Origin of the sequence: Bradyrhizobium sp. B124 (assembly GCF_038967635.1) — a bacterium.
Classification (GTDB): Bacteria; Pseudomonadota; Alphaproteobacteria; order Rhizobiales; family Xanthobacteraceae; genus Bradyrhizobium.
Window position 1 is genome coordinate 3,760,823 of the sequence record NZ_CP152413.1, and the last position, 22,203, is coordinate 3,783,025.

The 22,203-nt window shown below is 56.0% G+C and carries 13 protein-coding genes; 7 read left to right on the forward strand and 6 right to left on the reverse strand.

The window, feature by feature from the left end:
• Nucleotides 1–52: 52 nt before the first annotated feature.
• The 3 genes from AAFG13_RS18100 to AAFG13_RS18110 form a co-directional block, all read right to left on the reverse strand.
• Nucleotides 53–412, reverse strand: coding sequence for a hypothetical protein (locus AAFG13_RS18100; protein ID WP_342712869.1), 360 nt, complete (start codon nucleotides 410–412; stop codon nucleotides 53–55).
• Nucleotides 413–419: 7 nt separating this feature from the next.
• Nucleotides 420–770, reverse strand: coding sequence for a hypothetical protein (locus tag AAFG13_RS18105; protein ID WP_342712870.1), 351 nt, complete (start codon nucleotides 768–770; stop codon nucleotides 420–422).
• Nucleotides 771–1,064: 294 nt separating this feature from the next.
• Nucleotides 1,065–4,397 carry an adenylate/guanylate cyclase domain-containing protein gene (locus AAFG13_RS18110; RefSeq protein ID WP_342712871.1) on the reverse strand — a complete coding sequence of 1,111 codons (3,333 nt, stop codon included), beginning with the start codon at nucleotides 4,395–4,397 and terminating at the stop codon, nucleotides 1,065–1,067.
• Between the two features lie 108 nt (nucleotides 4,398–4,505).
• Here AAFG13_RS18110 and AAFG13_RS18115 point away from each other — a divergent pair, with 108 nt between their 5' ends.
• From AAFG13_RS18115 to AAFG13_RS18125, 3 genes are read left to right on the forward strand one after another with little or no spacing between them, the layout of a single operon-like run.
• A complete protein-coding gene (locus AAFG13_RS18115; protein WP_342712872.1) occupies nucleotides 4,506–5,549 on the forward strand; it encodes a radical SAM protein in 1,044 nt (347 codons plus the stop codon).
• A 4-nt stretch (nucleotides 5,550–5,553) separates the two neighbouring features.
• Nucleotides 5,554–5,787, forward strand: a complete 234-nt coding sequence (locus AAFG13_RS18120) for a PqqD family protein (RefSeq protein ID WP_342712873.1) — start codon at nucleotides 5,554–5,556, stop codon at nucleotides 5,785–5,787.
• 11 nt (nucleotides 5,788–5,798) lie between these two features.
• Nucleotides 5,799–6,335 carry a hypothetical protein gene (locus AAFG13_RS18125; RefSeq protein WP_342712874.1) on the forward strand — a complete coding sequence of 179 codons (537 nt, stop codon included), beginning with the start codon at nucleotides 5,799–5,801 and terminating at the stop codon, nucleotides 6,333–6,335.
• 485 nt (nucleotides 6,336–6,820) lie between these two features.
• Here AAFG13_RS18125 and AAFG13_RS18130 read toward each other — a convergent pair whose 3' ends face one another.
• Together AAFG13_RS18130 and AAFG13_RS18135 are read right to left on the reverse strand one after the other, a co-directional pair.
• The gene (locus AAFG13_RS18130; RefSeq protein ID WP_342712875.1) at nucleotides 6,821–11,521 is read right to left on the reverse strand and encodes a DUF3320 domain-containing protein; all 4,701 of its coding nucleotides are present in this window, start codon (nucleotides 11,519–11,521) and stop codon (nucleotides 6,821–6,823) included.
• A 399-nt stretch (nucleotides 11,522–11,920) separates the two neighbouring features.
• Nucleotides 11,921–12,733 (reverse strand): type I restriction enzyme HsdR N-terminal domain-containing protein, encoded by an 813-nt coding sequence (locus tag AAFG13_RS18135; RefSeq protein ID WP_342712876.1) that lies wholly within the window; start codon nucleotides 12,731–12,733, stop codon nucleotides 11,921–11,923.
• Nucleotides 12,734–13,131: 398 nt separating this feature from the next.
• On the opposite strand from AAFG13_RS18135, the gene AAFG13_RS18140 reads away from it, so the two are divergent.
• Both AAFG13_RS18140 and AAFG13_RS18145 read left to right on the forward strand, forming a co-directional pair.
• Nucleotides 13,132–14,412 carry a DUF2130 domain-containing protein gene (locus AAFG13_RS18140; protein ID WP_342712877.1) on the forward strand — a complete coding sequence of 427 codons (1,281 nt, stop codon included), beginning with the start codon at nucleotides 13,132–13,134 and terminating at the stop codon, nucleotides 14,410–14,412.
• Nucleotides 14,413–14,509: 97 nt separating this feature from the next.
• Entirely contained in the window at nucleotides 14,510–15,721 is a 1,212-nt protein-coding gene (locus AAFG13_RS18145) for a PD-(D/E)XK nuclease family protein (RefSeq protein WP_342712878.1), read from the forward strand.
• A gap of 189 nt (nucleotides 15,722–15,910) precedes the next feature.
• Here the strand turns inward: AAFG13_RS18145 and AAFG13_RS18150 are convergent, their stop codons facing one another.
• The gene (locus AAFG13_RS18150) at nucleotides 15,911–17,083 is read right to left on the reverse strand and encodes a serine protease (protein WP_342712879.1); all 1,173 of its coding nucleotides are present in this window, start codon (nucleotides 17,081–17,083) and stop codon (nucleotides 15,911–15,913) included.
• Between AAFG13_RS18150 and AAFG13_RS18155 the strand changes: the two genes are divergently transcribed.
• Together AAFG13_RS18155 and AAFG13_RS18160 are read left to right on the forward strand one after the other, a co-directional pair.
• Entirely contained in the window at nucleotides 17,055–21,068 is a 4,014-nt protein-coding gene (locus tag AAFG13_RS18155) for a CHAT domain-containing protein (protein WP_342712880.1), read from the forward strand. The genes AAFG13_RS18150 and AAFG13_RS18155 overlap by 29 nt on opposite strands.
• A gap of 557 nt (nucleotides 21,069–21,625) precedes the next feature.
• Nucleotides 21,626–22,105 (forward strand): hypothetical protein, encoded by a 480-nt coding sequence (locus AAFG13_RS18160; protein ID WP_342712881.1) that lies wholly within the window; start codon nucleotides 21,626–21,628, stop codon nucleotides 22,103–22,105.
• Nucleotides 22,106–22,203: the final 98 nt, after the last annotated feature.

Genomic DNA, 22,203 nt, shown 5'->3' on the forward strand with positions numbered 1-22,203 from the left:
GTGAGCGTTATGGAACGGGGTCACATACATATCGCCGTTGAGAGCTTCAAACCTAGCGACCAGCAATTGTCCATCCAGCCCAAATCAAAAGAACAGTCCCCAACAAGAAAACGGAAAACATCGCAATAGCAGGAACTCGTATATTCCACCGTGCTGGATTTGTCTCGGCTTCACCTCGGTCAAGCTGGTTTAATGTTCCGTTTAGAGCCATCAGCGTCCAGAAGCCAAACACGATTGAGACCGCAAAACAAACCCACGATGCTTTCAACGTACCGGGCACCACGATGGGTTGGTCTTTCGGGGTGAACTTCTCGGCAAAAGTAATCGTGAACGCCAACAACCCCGCTGCAACCGTAATCAATTGACCGGTCAGAGCATTAGACGCTTTGAGCCCCTCAATTCCGTTCGCCATGTGAGCCTCAACAGATCGGCCAGATTGGGCAAAAGACATCACGGGCCGACTTCAGGGTTTGCAAGTCTAACTCGTTCTGCTGGACCGGATATCCTGGCAAGCGATAACGGGCGCTAGTCATCTCGTCGACCAGTGTCATCATAGCTTCGCTGGCTACTCGTGTGGCACCCCGGGCATATTGGTCTTGGAACGATTTCTTCGCCTGTGCAGCCGCCAAGATCTTCTGGGCCGCGTCATCTGTCATTTGCTTGAGTTCGGTCACGGTCGTACCGTCGAACACAAGACCATGCTGCAGCGCTCTTGCTTGAGCCACCTGAAACAGCTGATCAGCAAGCTGTGAACTGGTCGGAAGTGCCATGTTTGCAACCCCGCCTGACTTTTAGATACGATCCTAAAATCGTAACTTTCGACGATCTCGTCGCGAATAGCTGCTAAAAAGATAATCCATTCTCGAACGCGCAAAATTGCAAAACTGGATCAGCGGAACTTGTGTAGATTGTATCATCACTTTTGCTCAACCGCAATCCGAGACAATGACGAGATGAGCAAGGACCGCCAGAACGAGCTTTGCGGGACGGCACCCACACCTTGGTGATGGCATGGCGAAGACTGTCATCGCGTCGCGTTCTGCGTTGCCCTCCTTGACAAATAGTTAGGAGATCGCTGCGAGGTTTAGAACGCGAGCAGTTTCGATAAGATCCGCAGTTCCGAACCCCTCAACCATCTGGCCATGGAGCAGCTTCAATCGTTCTATGCCGCTACGATGGTTGCGACCGGTGGCGACCGAAACGAGGCTGAGCAGCGCTCGCAACTCCAAGGCGTGCGCTCCCAGTTCGCGCGCAAGTTCGACGGCGGTAACGAAGTGACTCGAAGCGTCTTCACTTTCGCCGTTCAGCGCAAGCAAAACCTCGCCCCGAAGCCTATGCAACTCGGGTTCGCAAAAAAGGGTTTTGTTTGATGCGGTTATTGCAAGTGCCTCGTCAAGTAATTTCAGTGCATTGTCCGCTTCACCTTTCGCTACTAGCGTCTCGGCAAATAGCATCAAGCCATACGGCCGGATGAGCTCAGCACCAGTCGCACGATAGTCGGCAAGCCCCTGTTCGATCTCGCCGGCGCCTTCTGACAAGCGACCCAACTTGCCCACCGCCCAACCCCGTAGAATCCGGCCCCAGGCGCTCCAATACGGGAAGCGATAAGTTTGCCCGACCTGAATCGTGCGTTCGGCAGCTTCAAGCGTCTCATTTGGTTCGCCTCGCGCCTGCCTGATGGAGGCATCGAAGCTCAGCGCGAAGCCGAGGCTGTGAGGATGATCGAGCTGAACGGCGCGATCGATCGCCTGCGCGCTGTCCTTGACGGCGCTGTCGGCCAAACCGACAAACCATTCGGTCCATGCGAGATTGCATTGCGCGAGAACGGCTGGGTCCGAGCCGTACTCGAACCGGTGATGGTGATGCTGATCTGGATCGTAGAGTTGAAGGGCTTCCTCCAGAGTTTTCTTGGCGACGTCGAATTTTCCCAGGTAGAAAAGTGTAAGCCCGAGCGGTCGCTTGGCCTGCAACAACAGGCCACGGTCATCCGCCCGTTCTGCTCGTTCTATCAACCGCACCCCGAACCCGTGCGCTTTCTCGAGTTGGCCGCGGACGATGCAGAACATCATGAGACCATAGAGGGCCCTGAAGAGCAGGTGATGTTCGCCGAGCCCTTCGCTGAGTTCGTAGGCGCGGGTAAAAACCTCCTCTACTTGGGGCGCGGCGTTGCCCTGAGTGGCGAGAAGCTGAGAACCTCGATCTACCTCAAGCAACAGTTCCCTGCGCGCCCGCTCGGGCGTGTCGGGCAGACGGCGGAGGATGGCAAGAGCGTTCGCGAAATGACTTGCAGCCTCGACGTTCGCCGAGCGCTCGGCGGCTTTTTTCCCGGCCGCCTCCCATTGCGATATGGCCGCCTCCGCGAGATTAGCTGCAGCATAATGCTGCGCCAGCACTTCCGGTGTCGCCGCGACAATTTCTCGAAACTGAGTAGAGAGAACATCAGCGATCTTGCGATGCATCAGCCGACGCTCGCTCTTGAGCAGGGAGTCGTAGGCCGCATCCTGGATAAGTGCATGCCGGAAGGAATATTTGGCATGCACGGGAACTCCATGCTGCTGGATAAAGCCCTCGTGGAGTAACTCGGCAAGTTGCTCCCGCAGACTGTGCTGGCTCTCGCCGGTTACCGCGCCGAGAACCTCGCTATCGAAGGTCCGACCGAGGGTGGCCGCAACCTGAGCCAACGGCTTTGCGACCTTTAGACGATCAAGCCGAGCCACTAGTGAGCCCCGCAGCGTAGACGGAATGCTGTCGACGACGGCCGTCAATAGAGCAGGATCTCCTTGAGCCGACGAGAGAGTTTCTGCGAGCACCGTTTTGGTCAACTCCTCGACAAATAGCGGAATACCGCCAGTCTTAGCAACGATGTGCTCCACGATGTTTGCGGGTAACGGTGTCGCGCCCGCAACCTGTTCAACCAACGTCCTGGCCTCACTCGCGGAGAGATGTCGTAGCCCGAGACGCGTGCCTTGCGATTCCAGCAACCATTCGGCCCTAAATTCGGGACGAAATGTGAATATGGCCATCGCGCGCCAGTCCGAGATTTGCTGCACAATGCGCTCGAGCAGACTACTGGTCGAAGCGTCTGCCCAGTGCAGGTCCTCGACGATGAAGAGGATCGGTAGTTGCTCGGATTGCCTTAGAAGCCATTGTGCAAGTAGATCGAGGAGAAGCTCTCGGCGCTGCGAAGGTGAAACTTCCCTCAACGACAGCGGTACAGGTAACTCCAAAAGCTCGGAAACCAGTGGAACCGCCTCAGGTGTGATCGAGTCCAATCCCGCGAAAGCACGCTGAACGTTAGCGATCTTATCTTCGACATCAGCGAGACCATCCAAATTTACCACGCGGCGGATCATCTCAATGATGGGATAGAAGGCGCTCTCCCTATTATAGGCCGAACAATAGCAGGTAAACGGCAGAAACGCCGAGCCGTCGAGCATGTCTCTGAAATTGCGCACTAGTCGCGTTTTCCCCGCACCGGCTTCGCCTGTGATGAGAACCAGCTGGCCTTCACCGCTCATGGCTTGAATGAAACGGTCGCGCAAAAGCGCCACTTCCTCGCTACGCCCAATCATCTTCTGTCCGCCGCGAGCGGCGTCGAAGGCAGGATCGGCACGTTCGCCGACTACCTCAAAGAGATTCATCGTCCCATGAGTGCCGCGGATCTCCTGTGGACCAAGGTCTCGCAGATTAAACCGACCACCGATCAATTGTGCGGTCGCATCCGTTATCACCAGGCTATCTGGCGCGGCAAGTTGCTGCAGTCTAGCGGCAATATTTGGCGTCTCGCCGAGGATGCCCATGGTTTCGAACGTATCCGATGATCTCAGGTCGCCGGCAATGACGATGCCGGTGTGCATACCCATGCGCATATGGATAGGCGGAGCGCCGGACGATTCTTGCCTGTTCAGCTGTCTCATGCCCTCGAGCAGCGATAGTGCCGCGCGCACCGCTCTTATCGGATCGTCTTCATGAGCAAGCGGGAAGCCGAAACACACAAGTATCCCGTCGCCGATGTAACGAACGATAGTGCCGTCAAATTGGCGGACCGCGTTCGCGCAGGTGTCGCGATACTTGTAAATGACGTCTTTGAATTCCTCATCGTCGAGACAGACCGAGAGGTCAGTCGAACCGACCATATCGATGAAGAGCACCGTTACCTGACGCCGTTCAGGCCGCTGATCACGGTCAGCGGCGCGCGAGGCGGCAGCCACTTGATGCTCAACCAATCGCTGAATCGGCGAATGCTCAGCGAGCGGCGCACCGCACCCGCCGCAGAAACGGAATTCGGGTGGGCTTTCGAAGCCACACGCTTCACAACGCAAACTCAGCTTCGCGCCGCAACCTGGGCAAAAACGGGCATTCTTCGGAGCTGAGCAGCCGCAAGCAGGACAATGCATACGGGTGACTGCTGGTTGCTATTGAAATAGTATTATGTCAGCTTAGCATCCCTGGCTTGTCCTAGATAGGCCCGTCAATATTTATCAGTCGCAGCGAGATGGGACGTCATGGCACCCATACAAAATCCGTTTGCGCTCAAGAAGCCGCTAAAGCTTTCAATCTGCTATACGGAGACCTGCAATCTCTCCTGCCAGCACTGCTACGCGGATTGCGCGCCCGAAAAAGCCGCCTCAGAGCTGCGTAGCGAAGAGTGGGCTCGTTTTTTAGACGAGATTGCGGACTTGGGCGTGATCTATCTCTACATCGAAGGCGGCGAGCCATTTCACCGCCCGGATTTCCTACCCTTTCTCACCTCAGCATCGAGCCGCTTCCTCACTGAGGTGCGCACCAATGGGACACTTATCTCTCGAGAGCTTGCCCGAAAGCTGAAGGAGATCCGCGTCGGCATTGTGCTTGTCGACATTCTTCACCCGAGCGCTGAGGTCCATGACGAACTGACTGGAACGCCCGGGAGTCACCAGCGCACCTGCGACGGCGTTAGATATATGCTTGACGCCGGCATCGAAGTGCAAACTCTCACAATCCTCAATCGGAGGAATTTTACTGACCTTCAAGCTTACATTGACCTGGCTGACAGGCTAGGCGTGAAGACTGCGGGCGTGTTGCGGCCATATCCGCTCGGCCGATTAAAGTATCGCTGGAATGAGTTTTCTCTGTCGCTCGACGAGATGCATGCCGCACTGGACGCGCTCCGGTTGCCGTCGGGGATGAAGCTTATGCAGTCTTGGCACCCACACAATGGCAACTCATGCTGGCAAATGGCCGCCGTGAACGCGTTTGGGGATTCGATCGGCTGTGCTTATCTTCGTGAGTACGTGAACTACGGCAACATCCGACAAGTTTCCTTCATGACGACATGGGATCATCCGCTGTATCGTGAGCTGAGATCCGGCCACGTCAAGGATAGCTGCCCTAGCTGTGCGTCAAGTCAAGGATCACATGGCGGATGTCGCGCGACAGCTTATGCATTTCACGGCGCCTGGGACGCGCCAGATCCATTCGACAAAGTATTGAACAAGGGAGTGGACCTCCGTGTCATACCCGAGTGGCTACTACAATCGCACCCCAAACCTCCGAGTGCGCCCCGTTAGCGAGATGAAGAGTTGCGTTGTGTTTCGGCCCGATCCACCGAAGCTATTTATGCTCAACCTCAACGCGTGGTTCATTCTTGAGCTTTGCGACGGCCGCACCACGGAACAACTCACCGAAGGATATTGCAACCAAGTCGCCTCGCAAATGTCGGAAGTTGATGCGCGAGAAAACCTTGAGAACGGCCTTCAGAAACTACGAGAACAGGGATTGATTGAGTTTTCAGATCAGAAGCATTGAGGAGCTTTAGCATGAATAACATCGATCCATTAGGGCTAGCCTCCAGTCTAATCGCCGGCGAAAAATTGACTCCGCCCACTGTTACGTCAATCGAACCAGAGGTACGATCGGGCGGGTTCTTTCCTTTCTGCGACTTAATCAAACATGGCGAAGGTCAGCAGGAGATTGAGGACCTTCTCAATGAAAGCGTCTTGCTTGGGTCCCTTGTGATTGAATGGGGCTACGACGTCCCATTCAACAAGCACGTTGATTTCAAAAAGTGGCTGATTGCCAACGAAAGCAAGCTCGACGACGTGACTCCAGACGGCATTACATACCGCGGAACGTATGCTGTTTCTGCATCAAGCGAGAAGGGCAGTGGACTTTACCGAACGATCTGGGCGTTCAGGACGCTTCGAGCACTTGAAGTATTTAATGACGAGATGCACTCCGCTTCCGACTTCTCTAGGTTGATTCACGATCTCTGCGACTACCGCGACCGTGATCGTGGCGCTGCCAATAGCCAGCAGATCTATCAACCGGTGCGCTGCGCAGACCGATTGGGATAAATCGATCGGCGGCGAAGTGGATTGCCTCGAGAGGCGCCGCGCTCGCGAGATGTTGCGGCAGCAATATTGCCGAGCGTTTGAGCGACTTGACGAGCCCCCAGCGCGACCACGCGCCGTGGGCTCGGTGCTGATCTTCTGATGTTGATCCATAACCCCGACGCGAGCGCACGTGCTCCCTCTTCCAAAGGCAGTATCCTAAGATCTGCTCAACGGATCGCATGCGAATTTCGCGTATCCGATGTTATGGCATAAATCGGCCAAAGAACGGCAGGCCGCCGAACAAAGTCCCGCCCGGTTTCTCGAAATCCGGCCAGCCGCCCCGCGACACCAGAGATCTGCCCGACTGATGCGCTCTTGCCAACTGATAAGCTTTGCGACCAAAGCTTATCAGCTAGTGAAATGACAACACTCGTCGGTCTCCTTGTCAGTCAGGCTAACGACTTCGCTTGCGGCTAATCCTTGCATGCATCGATGCGATGACGCGCTCAAGTCAAACCCTCGGCTAGTCGCGCCTGCAAATCCGCTCCCACCCGCTTGAAACCTAGTAGCCGAGCGACCGTTCTGATAAGCTCCTCGTCTTCACCTCCGCCGTTATCCTCACGGGCTATCTTGAACGCGGCTTGTATTTCCAGAACAGAGATGCACGCAGCCTTGAGAGTTGCACCGCTTTCCGCAGAGCGGTCGCGAACCGGAGGCGCATCCGACTGACCTCGTGTGTACCAGAATACTCCATCGGTAAGCAGATCGACACTTCCCGTTCGGGCAACCGACAGAGCGGTTTCAGTCGCGGTCAATATTCGCGATCCCGCCTTCTCCTTGCCGAAGCAGGAGGCTATGCGCCGAGCGACTTCTTCCACATGGATCGGTCCTTCGGCGTCCACGATCTTTCGAGCCAAATTCGCCAACGTGGAAACAGGCGCCTCATGCGGCTCGTTCGAAGTGCTGACGCGAAAGACCGCGCGCTGATACGGAGGCATCTGCCTAACAACGACCTCGGGAACAAAAATCGGCGCAGCTTCCCCTTCGGTTGGTTCTGTCGATCGCGCCTGATTTGCTCCCTCCACTCGCAGTCCCTGGCCGGCCCTTTCCCGCGCTTCCGAGAGCGCCGTGCGCAGTCGTTCTATCTCAAAGTAGCGATTATAGAACCAGTCGGTACTCCAAATACGGTGGAAGCTCCAACCGAGGTGTTCAAGCACGTCCTGACGTAGGCGGTCACGCTCTCTGGCCCAAAGAGCGCTATGGTACGTTGCGCCATCACACTCGACGGCGAGGATGTAGCTACCCGGCCTATCAGGGTGGCGAATCCCCAGATCGATTCGGAAACCAGCAGATCCAACCTGCGCGTCTGCGAGGAAGCCGTACCCCCGGATCACGTCAGCAACATCTTCCTCGAAAGGTGAATCTGCGTCGAGGCCCGTCGGCGAGTCTACTTCCGAGCGTCCATTCTTCGCAAAATCAAGAAAGCGCTTGAGGATTCGCGGACCTTCTCTCGAGGTACGATTCAAATCAATGTCGCCAGGATCGAAGGATGCAAACACCTCGCAGCGGATCCGAGCGCGGGTGAACAACACATTGAGACGTCGTTCGCCGCCTTCGCCGTTAACCGGACCGAACGACATGCTGTTCAACCTTGCGCCGGCGATAACAGGGCCGTATCCAACACTTACAAGAATGACGTCACGCTCATCGCCCTGCACGTTCTCGATGTTCTTGACGAACAGATCCTCCGATTGTCCCTCACGCAGAAATTGATCTAGCGTAGCATCTTGGCGACGACGAAGCTCCAAAAGCTCCGTGATCAGATTTCGCTGCGCAAACGAAAACGTGACTACTCCGAGGGACTGTGATGGATTTGCTCTCGCGTGCTCCGCTATTCGGTCAACGATTGAGTCGCCTTCTTTGCGGTTATCCCGCTTTCCGCCCTTGTCGTAAACGCCGTCGACCCGGGTGAAGCACAGGCCGTAGGCCGGATCTTTCTGTAGGGGTGATGGCGGCAGAACGAGATCATTGTCGTAAAACTCTCGATTCGAAACCTCGATAAGCGATGGATCACGTGATCGATAATGCCATTTCAGCATTCTACCGGCGAGGCCGCGTGCCTCGCAAAGAGTGAGGATACTCTCCATACTGCCAATCGTTGCCGCGCCTTCCAGCAAGTCTGGGCCGACGTATTCATCATCGCCTTCTTTGTCATCCTCTTCGTCCGACAACACCCGATCGAAGAAAGAAGATGGCGGCAGCTGCTTCTTGTCGCCTACTACGACGATCTGCGTAGCTCGCGCGATCGCTCCAAGCGCATCCTCTGGGCGGACTTGCGAAGCCTCATCGATAACCAGAAGGTCAAACGAGATCGTGCCCGGCGGCAAGTATTGAGCGACAGATATTGGGCTCATCAACAAAACGGGCTTAATTCGTTGTATCGCCGTGCCAGCCTTCTCAACCAATCGTCGCAGCGCCATATGGCCGCGCTTTTTACCGATCTCCCCACGAAGGACCTTCATTTCGCCCATGGCGCCTTGAGGCACTTGCGCGAGATGGCCGGCTAGGATGGTAGTGACATTATCCCGGAGCTGCTGACGCTCTAGGGCCGCGAAGGTGCCAACCAGATCATGACGTCTCTCCAGGCCAATGCCACGAAGGACGGGATTCTGTTCTAGAGCGATCTTCCAGAGGCGTTCGGCACGGGCGTAGCGCAATTCGATTGCTGCGGCGGCTCCATCTATCTCCCCAGATCGCATCCGCTCCTCAAGTCTGGACAATCCCGCTGAAGCGAGCGCCTCGCGACATCGCGCTATTTTGGTCCACGACGCATATCGATCAGTCCCGGCGGCCATCGCGCCAAAGCGTGCCGCGACGGCACCGAGGTCGGTATGCTCAAGGCCGAGATCACCGAAACTAGCGAGATTTAGATCGAGCAGTTTCACAATGGCTTGCAACGCCGAGCGTGCAGCTTGCGCCGCCTCTCGCAATGCCCGTCGCATCGCAGTTAGGACATCAACCTTAGCAGCTAGTGCGATCGACTTGTCCGAACGCACGGAAATTGGGGCCTCGGAAAGTCTCTCACACCATTCCGCGATGGTGGCCAGTTTCCCGAAGTCGGATTTCTCTCCACGCCAGGCATCGCCGAGAATATGACCGCAATATTCACGATCGTTTTCCCATTCCGACCTCAGCGAGGCCACCGCGGTCAACTGGTCGATCTGCGCAACTCTCTCGGTCGCGGTTTTGGGTAAACCTCCGCGCAATAGGCCGGCAAGTTCTCGTGATGCGCCTCGATAGCGGCCACCCCAGCGGGCGAAAAATGAACGGATACCCGCCGCGAGCGAAGCGCGTAGGTGGTTGGAAGAAACGCTGAAAGCGGTTTCAACGAATACTTCTGACGCTTGATCGAGCGCCTGCCGCCACGCCATGCCGGCTCGCAAGGCTTGGTGGAGGCGAGGAATGTCCGGCGCGTCGAGCACCTTCTGCGCAATGTCGGCCGTGTTATGGGGTAGTCCTTCGAGCCGCCCTAGTACATTGGCCAACGGAGCAACAGCATCGAGGGCTGTGGTACTAGGCAAAGCAAGCGTGTCGACGGGCACGCGCAATGACGTGGCAAGCGAGGTCACAGCAACCTGCGCTGCGGTCAGCGTAGCGGTCAGACGAGCTAGATCCACCGGCTGAAGATCAAGGTTGCCTGTGCCCTCGAAGAGATGAGGGGTTGCTCGTCCCTCTTCCCCGAGGAGCGCGCCATATTCCTCGATCGTCGTCAGCAAATCGATCTCTTGCTGCCGCGACATCGAAATTAGGCTTTCGACCTCCAGACTTGGAGGCGAGATGCCCTTCCCGATAAACTGGGATTGCCGACCAAGCACACTATAAGCTGTCTCTCCGGTGACTCCGATCGGGCGGTGTAACGCTTCTGCAAGATTATTCAGTCGGTCGCGGCTTTCCCTCAAGGCCGTTGGCGCCCTCGGTACTCCTGGCACGACACTGGCTTGCGCTAAGGTGCGCGCCAGTTCGCCAAGGACAGTCTTCTTATTTGCGCTTCTCGAATGCAGCTCAAGGCATACATCAAGTAGCCCGACCTTCACGAGGCGATCGTGCACCACGGAGAGTGCAGCCATCTTTTCGGCAAGAAATAGGACTCGCTTACCTTCCTTGGCCGCCGCCGCAATGATGTTCGTAATTGTCTGAGATTTGCCTGTTCCGGGCGGCCCCTGAACGACCAGATTGCGTCCCGTTCGCACCTCCTCGATCACCTTGGCTTGCGACGCATCCGCATCGACCACGTGGAAAAGCTTTTCAGGCGGCAGGACCTCGTCTAGTTTCTCATTTGAGGTAAATAGCGGCTCCTCGCGTTCAAAGCCCTGGTAGAGTAAACCACGAGTCAGCGCATGGTTTGCCAGTGCGTCGTCAGGCCACGCCTCAATAGCCAGATCGCGATACATTAGTAGCTTGCTGAAACTGAAAAATCCCAACTGCATGGCGTTGGGGTCGAGTTTCCAGCGCTCCCGCGAGCTTGTGACTAATTGCACTTCAGAAAAATAGTCGGACGGTTTCCAGTCCTCTTCGATTTCAAGTTCGGGAAGCTCGATTCCGAAATCGTCCCTCAACCGCTGCTGGAGCGGTAGGTTCGTGACAACGTCTTCGTCCCTCACGCGCACGTCGAATGTAGACGTCCTGGCATTACGCACGAGTTCGACGGGAAGGAGAACAAGCGGTGCTTCACGGGGTAAGCTCGACGCCTTGTCCTCGTACCAGGTCAGAAAGCCCAACGCGAGGTATAGGACATTGACGCCGGATTCCTCCTCCGCCGTTTGGGCTTCCCGCGCTATCTTCAGCAGCTTTTTCTGCAGGGCATCAGGGCCGAGTCGCGTTTCAAGCCATGAATCGGTGTGGCGATCTTCGTCAGCCCCTTGCTGCATAACGTCAACAAGGACGACTTCGCGGCTATCGTCGACCTTATCTTTCCCGAGCGCGAAGAAGCGCATGGTCTTGCCGCCGGAAAGCAAGGAATGAACATCATCGGAACGCTCGTTCACAATGTTCAGTACGTTACCGCGCGTGTTCGCGCGATTGACATGAACAAGGCGATTGCGAGTCCCCGTCTCGACTAGTCTGCGCCGCGTATCATCAAACAGCTTTATTACAGCCGACCGGGTTTCCTGATCCTCGCCTTCCGGCCGCGTGCCGACGCTCCCCAAGCTAATCGCCCCCCTTGTAAGTCACTCCGGAAACTGGTCTGGCACGTGAAAGCTCATCTCTGCCGCACCGCACATCTCGAGCCGGCCGGGACCGCGCTTTGCAAATGTTGCGTCGCCTTACGCTCGCCATACCATCGTCTTGATCCCAGTTCCCCTTCTGGTTGCGAATGACTATAGCGAGAAATGCGGCGCGTCACCTCCCTTCCGCCGGAAATTAGACCAAAGGCCGATTTGGATAGGCTCTCTGGGTCTCCGTATCCGGGATGCTACCGAGGTTTATGTTCGTGCGGTCCACGAGCTTGAAATTCGTAACGATGCTACAGCTGACCTAATTGATCGAGCGCCTGGACAGGTTGGTCACACTGGCGAGCAGCCCCTTGGCGTGCGCCAGTCCAATGGCTAAACAGCAGGCGGCGCTTCCGTGACGGGAGGTGTTGGTGGGGCAACTGCCGCTTTGGTCCCAACGTCATCCTTTTCTCGCTCGGCCGTTTTCTGGAGCTTCCTCACGTAGGCTGCTGCGGCTCCGGCCTCCTCGCTGTCGATCAGTTCACGCTTCACGATTTCATTTTCTAGCAGCGAAGATAGATATTCCGGTTCCAGCCTAATGCCAGATAACCGACGAACCTCCTTACGGATGGCTTCTACCATCTTGTCGGTTCGCAACACGGCTGCGACCGTATATTTGCTGCTCGTCTGCTTTTCATTCAGCAGCTCCGTCAGCGCATCCTTCGAATACCCCTCGGAACTGAGGCTACCGAAACAACTGATGATATCGTCATTCTTGCAGTCGCAAGCCAAGACGTCGATCTCGAATACCAGCGTCTTCTCAATTGGCTTCCCGAATCTCAGATTATACAGGCGCCACATCGCTCCGTTTGAGAGAACTACCCAAGAGACACCCTCGTTCGCCGCGTAGTCAATGGCTTGCTTGACGTGAGCGTCCTTGAGCTCAACGCCGATCGCTTTTGCCTCGATCAAGAAGCGCTTCTTGCCATCGACTGTCACGACGCGGTCAACATAAGTCCCGCGGATCGCGTGCTCGCTCGAGACTTCCTTGTATTTGTCGTAGCCCAAGGCATCGGAAAGAAAATCTGTAATAATCGTGACCGTGTCAGCTTCACCGATATCTCGCTGCTTCGCAGCCGCGAGCACTTTTTGGTATTTCTTGAGTTGCGTTGATAAGCGTGCGGAAACTTTCGCCGAAATTCCCATATGTCACCCGCAAAGCACTATTGAAAGCGGTTAGGATTCCGGGAATTGGCCGCTCGCGCAAGAGTTTAGTTAGCCAACCCGTGCCACTACGGTCCCAATTGAGCCATTTCTTCGCCTTTGGTCCAATCGCGACCAAAACAACAGACGCCTTGTAGGTGGTCCAGGAAATGGTCGTCGTTCTTCCGATCAGGCGCGTCGAAAACTAATTACCCTACAAAGGCCACCATTCTCGCTCTGTGATCAGCACATTCTGACATCTGTCCTGTACACAGATCGATACGTATGTCGGACGCGCCCATTACTCCCGACAGACCTTCCTGGGGATCATTTGGAGTTGCTATTGACCATCGGCCCACCTTCATTCACAATAGAACGAATAGTGAACAGGAATTGCTGAGATGGCTGGGCACCTTCATGAACCGCACGTCGTCTGCCCGAAGTGCAGTCATCCGATCCCGCTGACTGAGTCGCTCGCGGCTCCCCTGCTGGAAGCAGAGCGACGCGACCTTCAGAGGAAGCTTGTCGCGAAAGAGGCTGAGTTTGCTCGCAGAGCTGACGAACTTCGCCAACAACAGAACGAAGTCGCGCAGGCAAGAGCCGGCGTTGATGAGCAGGTTAAGCAGCGTCTCGATGCCGAACGCAAGCAAGTTGTCGCCGCTGAGGCCAAGAAGGCGCGCGAACAGATGGCGGACGATTTGCGAGCGATGGAGCAACGCCTGGCTGAGAATGAACAACTGCTAAACGCGCGCAACATAAAGCTCGCTGAAGCGCAGCAAGCTCAGGCCGACGCGCTTCGGAAGCAGCGCGAACTAGACGAAAAGACACGCGAGCTGGAGGTCACGATTGAGAAGCGCGTCCAGGCTAGCCAAGCCGATCTCGTCGCCAGGGCACGCCAAGATGTGACCGATGAACTAAAGTCGCAAGTATCGCAGAAAGACGCTCAAATCGACTCTTTGGGACGCACGGTCGAGGAATTGAAACGTAAGCTTGAGCAAGGCTCGCAACAGACGCAGGGCGAGGCCTTTGAGCTTGAGCTTGAGAATCTACTCCGGGGCAAATTTCCGCTGGATCTCATTGAGCCGGTAGCCAAGGGCGAGACTGGCGGCGACATCGTTCACACGATCAACGGCCAGATCGGATCACCGGCCGGCACCATCCTTTGGGAGCTAAAGAACACAAAGAATTGGTCGGATAGCTGGCTGCCGAAACTGCGCGACAACAAGCGCGCAGCTAAAGCCGACGTAGCGCTCATTGTCTCTACCGCTCTGCCCAAAGGCGTGGAATCCTTCGACTTGATTGATGGGGTCTACGTAGCCCATCCGCGGTGTGCGGTGCCGGTCGCTCTGACCCTGCGTCAGGGTCTCTTGGAGATCGCCACCGCACGCACAACGCAGGCTGGTCAGCAATCGAAGGCTGATCAGGTCTACCAATATCTGACCGGTTCCCGGTTCAAGCAGCGAATCGAAGCCATCGTCGAGCGCTTCAAAGACATGCGAGAAGACATCGACAAAGAGCGCAAGTTCATGGTGAAGGCCTGGGCTAAGCGAGAGGCTCAGGTCAGCGCCATGATCGAGTCGACGGTTGGCATGGTTGGCGATCTTCACGGTATTATGGGGCAAGCAATGCCGGAGATCGACGCTATCGACGAACCTCCGATGTTAGAGGGAAAGGCCGCCTAAGCGGCCTCAGCTTGCCATTCGCCCAATAATCAATTTTAGCCCCACGGATTTGCCATCTTCGGTCGAGCGAGTAGAATCATTCGACAGGGGATTTTCGATGACCGCAATGAATGTCGGCGGCTTGCAGCAAACTGCTTCAGGTGCGCATTCCAATCATCTAGAAACTAAGCTACTCGGCCTACTCAAAGACCTGGATAGATTTCAGTCTCAGCCGTGGTTCGCACGCGGCTTCAATATCTTTGAGGCCGTTGGCCTGCATCGCCAGGAAATCAAGCATTCCAATTTCTTGTCATTTCTGCTCTCACCCCAGCTAGGCCATGGCCTAAAAGACACATTCCTTAAGCGACTGGTGCAGCGAACCGCAGAGAAGGGGGCCGTAGATCCCTCGATCAGCCTGCTGAAGATTGCGCTTTGTGATTTCTCGGACGCGATTGTCTCTCGCGAATGGCGGAACATCGATGTACTGGTTGAATCGAAGGCCAACCAGTTCTTGTTCGTGATCGAGAACAAGATCGACGCAACAGAGGGAAATAAGCAACTCGAAACTTATGAAGCGACCATCTGCTCTGAGTATCCCGATCACACCCGACTGTTCTGCTACTTGACGCCCGATGGTGTACCCGCAACTCGCGACAGTTGGTCTGCGATCAGCTATTCGGACGTCGCTGAGGCATTGCAAGACGCACGATCGCGGCTCCCTAACCTCACTAGTCACGCCGGCATAGTGATCGATCACTATCTCGATTTTGTTAGGAGAAACATTGTGCCAGACCAAGCGCTAATTGACGAGTGTCGCCGCCTTTATTTACTGCACAAGGACGCACTGGACCTAATAATCGAGCACGGGCAGATAAACTCCTTCAGCTCGGCCGCAGGCACCTTTTTTCAGAAGCATCCGGAGTTGGAAAAATTTACTGTACGCCCCGCTGGGGCAGCGTTTTTGCCTAGGTCTTTATTGCCGCACATACCGCCGCTAGAAGGCACCAATTGGTGGGGTCAAGCTCGTCCGTTTGCGCTCTGGTTCAATTTCTATCAAGAGAGAATTGGCATCGTGATCGAAGTGGGCCCCTTCAGCACGGATCAATTCAATCGAGAGACTCTCGTTAGGCGCCTTCAAGAGCATTTCGAGAGCAAGTCCAAGATCTATCCGAAGTTCACGAGGGTTTATAGCCGATATCAAAAGCTAACGGATGACGAAACGAGTGACGCGGAGGTGCTCCTAGCGCGAATGGAAACACTGTACAAAGACACGGTCGAAAAGCATCTTGCGCCTATTACGGCTATCGTTTCTGACTTCTTTGGAATGTAGCTCGATCAATACGCGCCCGACGAACAGAGCTGACGGCTTACACTCTGAAGGTCGGGCGTAGACGTTGCAAAGGGTGCGACACTGCGCGCAACGCAGTTCGCTCCCGATGGCACAAACCGTTCAGCAGCCTTCGAGTTTGCAAGGCCACTAAAGCCCGTAACAAACCGATAGAACGCCAGACGAACCAAGTCAGTACTTGACGCCCGGAAGATACCGCTCCAAGCGGGTCGGCGTTAGCTTGCCATCCGCATGGTAACCGACGAGATCTACTTGCCCGTCGTAATCGGTATCGTGAAAGGATATGTCCCACTTCTGATCGCGATTGCGATCCTCGATCGAGATGTCGGCCTTACCGTCGAAATTAGTGTCGACATAGGCAGCGATCGGTTTCGAAATATCGTCCGGGGTGACGAACGAGTAGTCTACTTTGCCATCGCAATTTGTGTCGTACTGCACGAGCAGCGCCACATTCTTTCGGTCGCGGCCCTCGTAGATCTTTTTCGTCTTGCAGGCCACAGGTGCCTTGGCGATAGTTTGCCCCTCCTTGCCGAGAAATGCTTGGACGTCGGCGATCGAGACGGCGAAATTGAGCGCCTCGCCCTTGGCTTTAAATGTATTGACGCCGATCAGCTTGCCATCGTCCGAGAGCAACGGTCCGCCGGAATTGCCGGGGTTGATGGGCGTCTGCGTCTGGATCACGCTGGCTTTATGATTTCCCTCTTCGTCTTTCCAAGGGTAGTCCTTGCGATATTGGCTGACGAAGCCTTTGGTATAGGTCCACGCCTCGCCGGTCGGATGGCCAATGGCATGCACATCGGCGCCGACCTGAATGTCAGCCTCTGATCCAAGCGCGATGGGCTTGAGGTCACGCGGAGTGGCAGAGATGTGAAGGAGAGCCAGATCGCGTGTCGGATCAACCTTAACGACGTCCGCGATCTCGATATCGGCCTCCGAGGGCTTGGCTCCCTCGGTCGTCGGCTTGAACAGAAGCGCGACTTTGTTGAACCCTTTGACGACGTGCCAGTTGGTGAGGATGCTGTCGCCAAGCCCGATATAGCTTCCCGATCCAAGGCTGGTATCGGTCACGATGATGACGACGGACGGCGAGAGGGCTCGGTAGATTTCGGAGTCATGGCGGCCGCGGCCTGTGTAGGGCGCATCACCAACCCGAGCCTTCGCGTACTTCGCAAGAACAGAGCCCGAGAGGCCGCCAAGATCATAAAGTTCAAGGACGCTATCGACTGCGGTTATGTTAGCGTTGTCGGGAGAGGCCGGCAGGGCCTGGCCGAGGCCGTCGGACTGGGCCATGGCGGTTTGCGCAAGGGCGGCGGCAATGACCAGAGACAACGCGAAACGCTTCATGTCAGGCTCCTCTACCCGGCTGCGGGCAGCGGGAGTCATATTGCTATGCACCACCCTTCAGCTCATTCCCGCGACGCGTGTATTTTCCCAGTCTCTACCGGATTTTGAAAGCCGAAAACAGGCGGCTTACCAGAAATTTCATCATGGCCACGTCCGGGAAGCCGGCGTCGAGATTATTGGGCTTGTCAAGGAAACGCCGGACAAGGCCGTCAAGGCTGGTCTGCTGCGCGACTTGACCGAAATCTGCACCACCGCTTACGAACTGAAATGTGCGCTGGATGCGGAGACTGCAGCGTATCAGATAGCCAACTCAGAAGCGTCGCTGAAGCCGATGCTTCCAGGTTTGTTTGCGTATCTCTTGCAGGCTTATGTCTGGGCGGACGATGCCGACGCACTGAAGATGCTATTTAAGGACAACCGAGTCGCTTTTAACCCGGTCGCGACGCCCTACCCGTCGGCCATCGCCAACGTCGCAGCTATGAACTATTTCTTGCGATTGAACAACTACCGACTGGCTGAGAAAGCCTATTCCACGGCGGTGATCAGCCTGTTGCTCACCGACCCTAAGGACAAATACAATATCTGCAAGACCCTGGTCGACCTGTTGGAAGGGTTGATTTCGCAGCAAGACATTGTCAGCGCGCACACTCTGGCGCGCATCATTGATCCATACATCAATGCCAACTTGAACCACGAAGGGCCCGTATTCGCGGCTTACGTGCATATTTTGTCTCAGTTGCTTGCCATGACGAACCGTTCCAAAAAGGTTCTGCCTGCGTTGGAACAGGCGATCCAGCTGAATGAGCGGCTGGACATCAACGAGGGCACAAAACTTTACCGAAATTCGACGAGCAATAGTCTCGGCTCTTTGTTGCTCTTGCTCGATGGCACACTTGTCGAAGCCGAGGCGCTACATGCCCGGCATCCGCTACAATCGCAACGAGAGGCCATCGTTGCCCGAGGCACTTTTGACACTCTGCAGGAGTTTTACTTCGCGCTGTCAGATGTGCTGATCACAAGCCTGCGGGATTCTTCAAAGGCGGCGATCTGGAAGCAGCATTTCTCATCGCTTCCAGCGAAGTGGAATCTCACGGGTTATCTCGCCGAGAACATCGAATCGTATCGTCATTTTGCGCTCGGGCTCATCACGTCGGCGACCTCGAGGTCAGATGCGGCGGTTTTGATACAAACTGCGGCGCGAGAACGGATCGAGGTGTTTGAAGGCTTTCTGACTCATCGGACCGAGGGCTTCCAACTTCCGACGATCACGGATCTGCTCGTCATTCAGCTTGCGCTCACATCGATCACCGAGTTCCCTCCGGTCGACGCAGCGGATCTAGCGCTGAAAGGCAGCGAGATGCTGACGCGATCGCTTCGACATCAGACCAGCGATTTTGCTGTCCTCATTGGCGCTCAAAAGAGCGAGCGCGCGCGCGACGCGGTCCGATCATACTATCTCTTGCTGCAGCAAAAGCGACAATGGGAATTCGATCAGATCAAGCTTCTCTTGCAAGGAGACAAGCGCGACGCTGGCTATATGATCACCACCTATTCGCGCCTGCGTCGAACGATCTCTGATCTGGCCGAAATGTTCGCGAAAGAAGCAGCCTACTCTGAGGTAGTTGGATATCCGACAACGGCGCAGATTCAAAATGCCCTCGAGCCAAACGAGGTCCTTTTGACGTTCGTTCCGACGCTTAAGGGCATCGGCCGCCTCTGCATTTCCAAGACGGCCGCGCTGTTTAAGAGATCTGACGTCGACCCGCTGGAAGCCGCTCAGGACGCCAAATTGCTGCGGCTAGCTCTCACACAAGAGCGAGCGGCAGAAGAGACACTTGACAGCCAATATCCGGCACTATCAGCAGTGCGACTGAGTCGACTTTTATTTGAGGGACTAGAATCGTGCGCAACGCCTGGGTCTCTGGTCAACATCGCTCTTCCCGATGAACTAACCGGCATCCCCCTCGCGGCCTTGCTTGAAGAGGAGCCACCGAAGCGAGGTGATGCTTACGATCTGCTGGAGGCGCACTGGCTAGGCAGAAAATTTCAATTCGCGACCACGATCTCGGCTCGGCATTTTCTTGGGACGCGCGGCTCGATTGTGCATCAACACGCGCCGTTACCATATCTCGGAGTTGGTAACCCATCGCTCATTCAGCTCGCCGGCGCAGCGGACGGCAAGGTTGTCTCCACATCGCGAGGAGTTTTTGGAGAGCTCGCACCTCTGCCGGAAACGGCCGATGAAATCAGGAGCGTCGCAACGTTGTTACAGGCCTCGAAGACAGCCGTGCTGTTGGGGCCTGGCGCAACCGAGGAGCACTTTCGTTCGAAAGACCTGGGAAAATACGACATCATACATTTCGCGACGCACGGCCTGCTGCGCGACGATCTGCCGGGTTTGAACGAGGCCGCACTTGTCTTCACGCCGAGCGACACGTCGGACAGCTTCGATGACGGGCTGCTGACCGCGTCAGAGATCACGCGGCTACCACTTGATGCGCGCCTCGTCGTATTATCGGCGTGCAATACGGCGCGGATAGACCCGTCGGCCGCCAGTATTGGCATTACAGACCTCGCGGCCGCCTTTTCGGTTGCCGGAGCGCCGACTTTGCTGGCGTCGCTCTGGACGGTCGAATCGAATGCTGCGCATGATGTGATTGTTGAATTCTTCACGGCATGGAACAAGGAACGCAGAAAGAGCGCGTCAGCGGCGTTGTCGGATGGCATTGCGAGCTATTTGGCAAAGGCCGACCGCGCGCATCATCATCCGCGCTTCTGGGCGCCCTTCATCGTGTTCGGCTATGGCGCCGGCTTGCCGAACGATAGCGCGCAACCGTTGACTGATGGCTTTTCCTACGAGCCTTTGCCAAATCAGGAAGCTGGCGAAATCATGGATGCCAAGCCCATGGCCGACCGCTTGATCCTGTCAATCATGGACGACTGGGATGGGCACACGATGGCCAGCACGATCACCGAGGTTACAGAGGGCGCCTCTCGGTTCGCGATCCTACGCTCACATGACATTGGCGCCGGCACGCTGCTCGTCGACCAGTCTCGCCTCTTTGCCTTTGGCTACAAGCCCGCGGAGCACCCGTACCCGATCGTCAGGCAATTTACTGCGGACGGCTCGCAGATGTGGGAAAGGCGCTGGGAGAATGCGATTGACGGAATGCCGATGGGATCAGTCAAGGTTGGGAGCAACATCGTCATGCTTGCGGCATCGACCTTCACGGATCCCAAGGTGGACCGGGTCGCCCACCTGATCGCGATCAATTCAGAAGGCAACGAGGCATTTAGAAAAGATCTCAAAGTCGGCCAATCGGAATTCCTCGTTGGAAAATGGGCTGTGCTCACGAACTGGGGGAAGAACCTTGCGTTGGTCATCAATTCAAGGAGCTTTGGCCAGTTCGGCTCGCGTGAGCCGCTGTTCGGCCTGCCTTCCCTTTGCGACGGCCCGGTTCGAACCACCGTCTACGTTATCGATCCCGGCAGCTTCGAAATCACCAACCAGGTCAGTTTCGACGATTTTCAGGCATCGGCAGCGACGGACGGCCCGTCGGGTCTGATCGTTGGCGGCGAAGCGCGCGGTGCCTGTGATGACGGTGGCAAGGCGGCTCTCGTCCGCGTCACAGCCGAACTCGCGACTTCTGAAATATGGAGGGATGACGACGTCTTCCCTTCCAGTGTGCAGTCGATCGTAGCTGCAAAGGGTCGAAGCCTTTTTGCCGTCAAACGGCAGCGGCCGATCGGAGTTCGGCGGGCCGGCGCTACAGCGCCGAACGCTGGATCGAAGCGATGGGGCGATACTGGCGACGAGTTGTTGGAATTCTCAATTTTCCAGAGTGGCGACGACGGCAAACCCGTATCTCTCTACAATTCTTCATTTGGACTCAGTACGTATGCGCAAGGCATCGTCCTCAATGGAGATAAGCCGATTATTTACGGCAGCCTCGGCGGGAGGGCTGCCATAACGAGCCAACGATAAGGTCCACGGTCCTTCCTCCACCACGAGGCCGACCACAGTGACGTTGGAGATCCCCAGGATATCAACTCGTAGGGGTCACTAAAGAACCGGGCTGCGTCATCTTAATCTCGTGGACTGATTCAGATCACCCAACCGATAGCTGATAAGCTTTCAGCGATTTTCTTATCAGTCCGCACGCTGACCCCACTTGGGCCAACCCAATCAGAGCGCGGCGCCGTCGTGAATATTGTGGAGCGACGGAACTAACCGAGTCAGCACCGATGCAGATCGGCATAGCGAGTACGGTAAGATAGAGACGGCGGCGAGCGGCGATAAGCCGATCGCGCGCCGCGCCGCATGGAGATGTACGAAAGCAATGATGGATTATCAATTACCAACGCCAGATGAGGTGATGGATTTTGGATCCGCTCACAATGCGGCCGTGTGGACTAAACATAGGTTTCGCCTCTCAGATCCTTCGAACTTGGATGCAGTTTTGCGGGCATGCGCATCGCCACCCCGAAAGCTTTCCCGACGGCAGGTTTTTCAAATGGCCGACGCGAAACCGGAATGGGGGGGTGATAGCATCCATTGTTTGGGGATTTCCGCGCGGTTCGATGCCGGGCGGGAAATGGCTTGGCTTTGCGAACGCATTTGAGTCATCCTCGCAGTTTGCTGAAGTCTTGGCCGGCTTCAGGACCACCCCGCAGTCGGCGACCACCACAATCGCAAGACTGAACAATCTGGTGACAGGACTAGGGTTCGCCACGACGACCAAGATGGCTTATTTTGCAAGACTGACGTTTCGGGAGGGACCGGCATTAATTTTCGACGCCAACGTCATCAAAGCGATCATTGATCCCTTGACTCCTTGGGGAGGCGCATTTCCAAAAACGAGATCGTTGCTCGGTTCAACGAACTTCCACGCAAAAGGTGTACTGAGCTACAGCTGCTACGTCGAAGAAGCCTCAATTCTTGCGCGACTTCACAACGCGACGCCGGATGTGATCGAGGTGGCTCTCTTTCGTTCCGCAGCTCGAGCTGGCACCTGGTCCTGATTTCGACTCCGACCAAGGCAGGATCGCATTCGTAGGGCTCAAACTCGGAGGACCATCCGGACGAGATCGACGACAAAGTTTCGAAGGCACCAATTCCT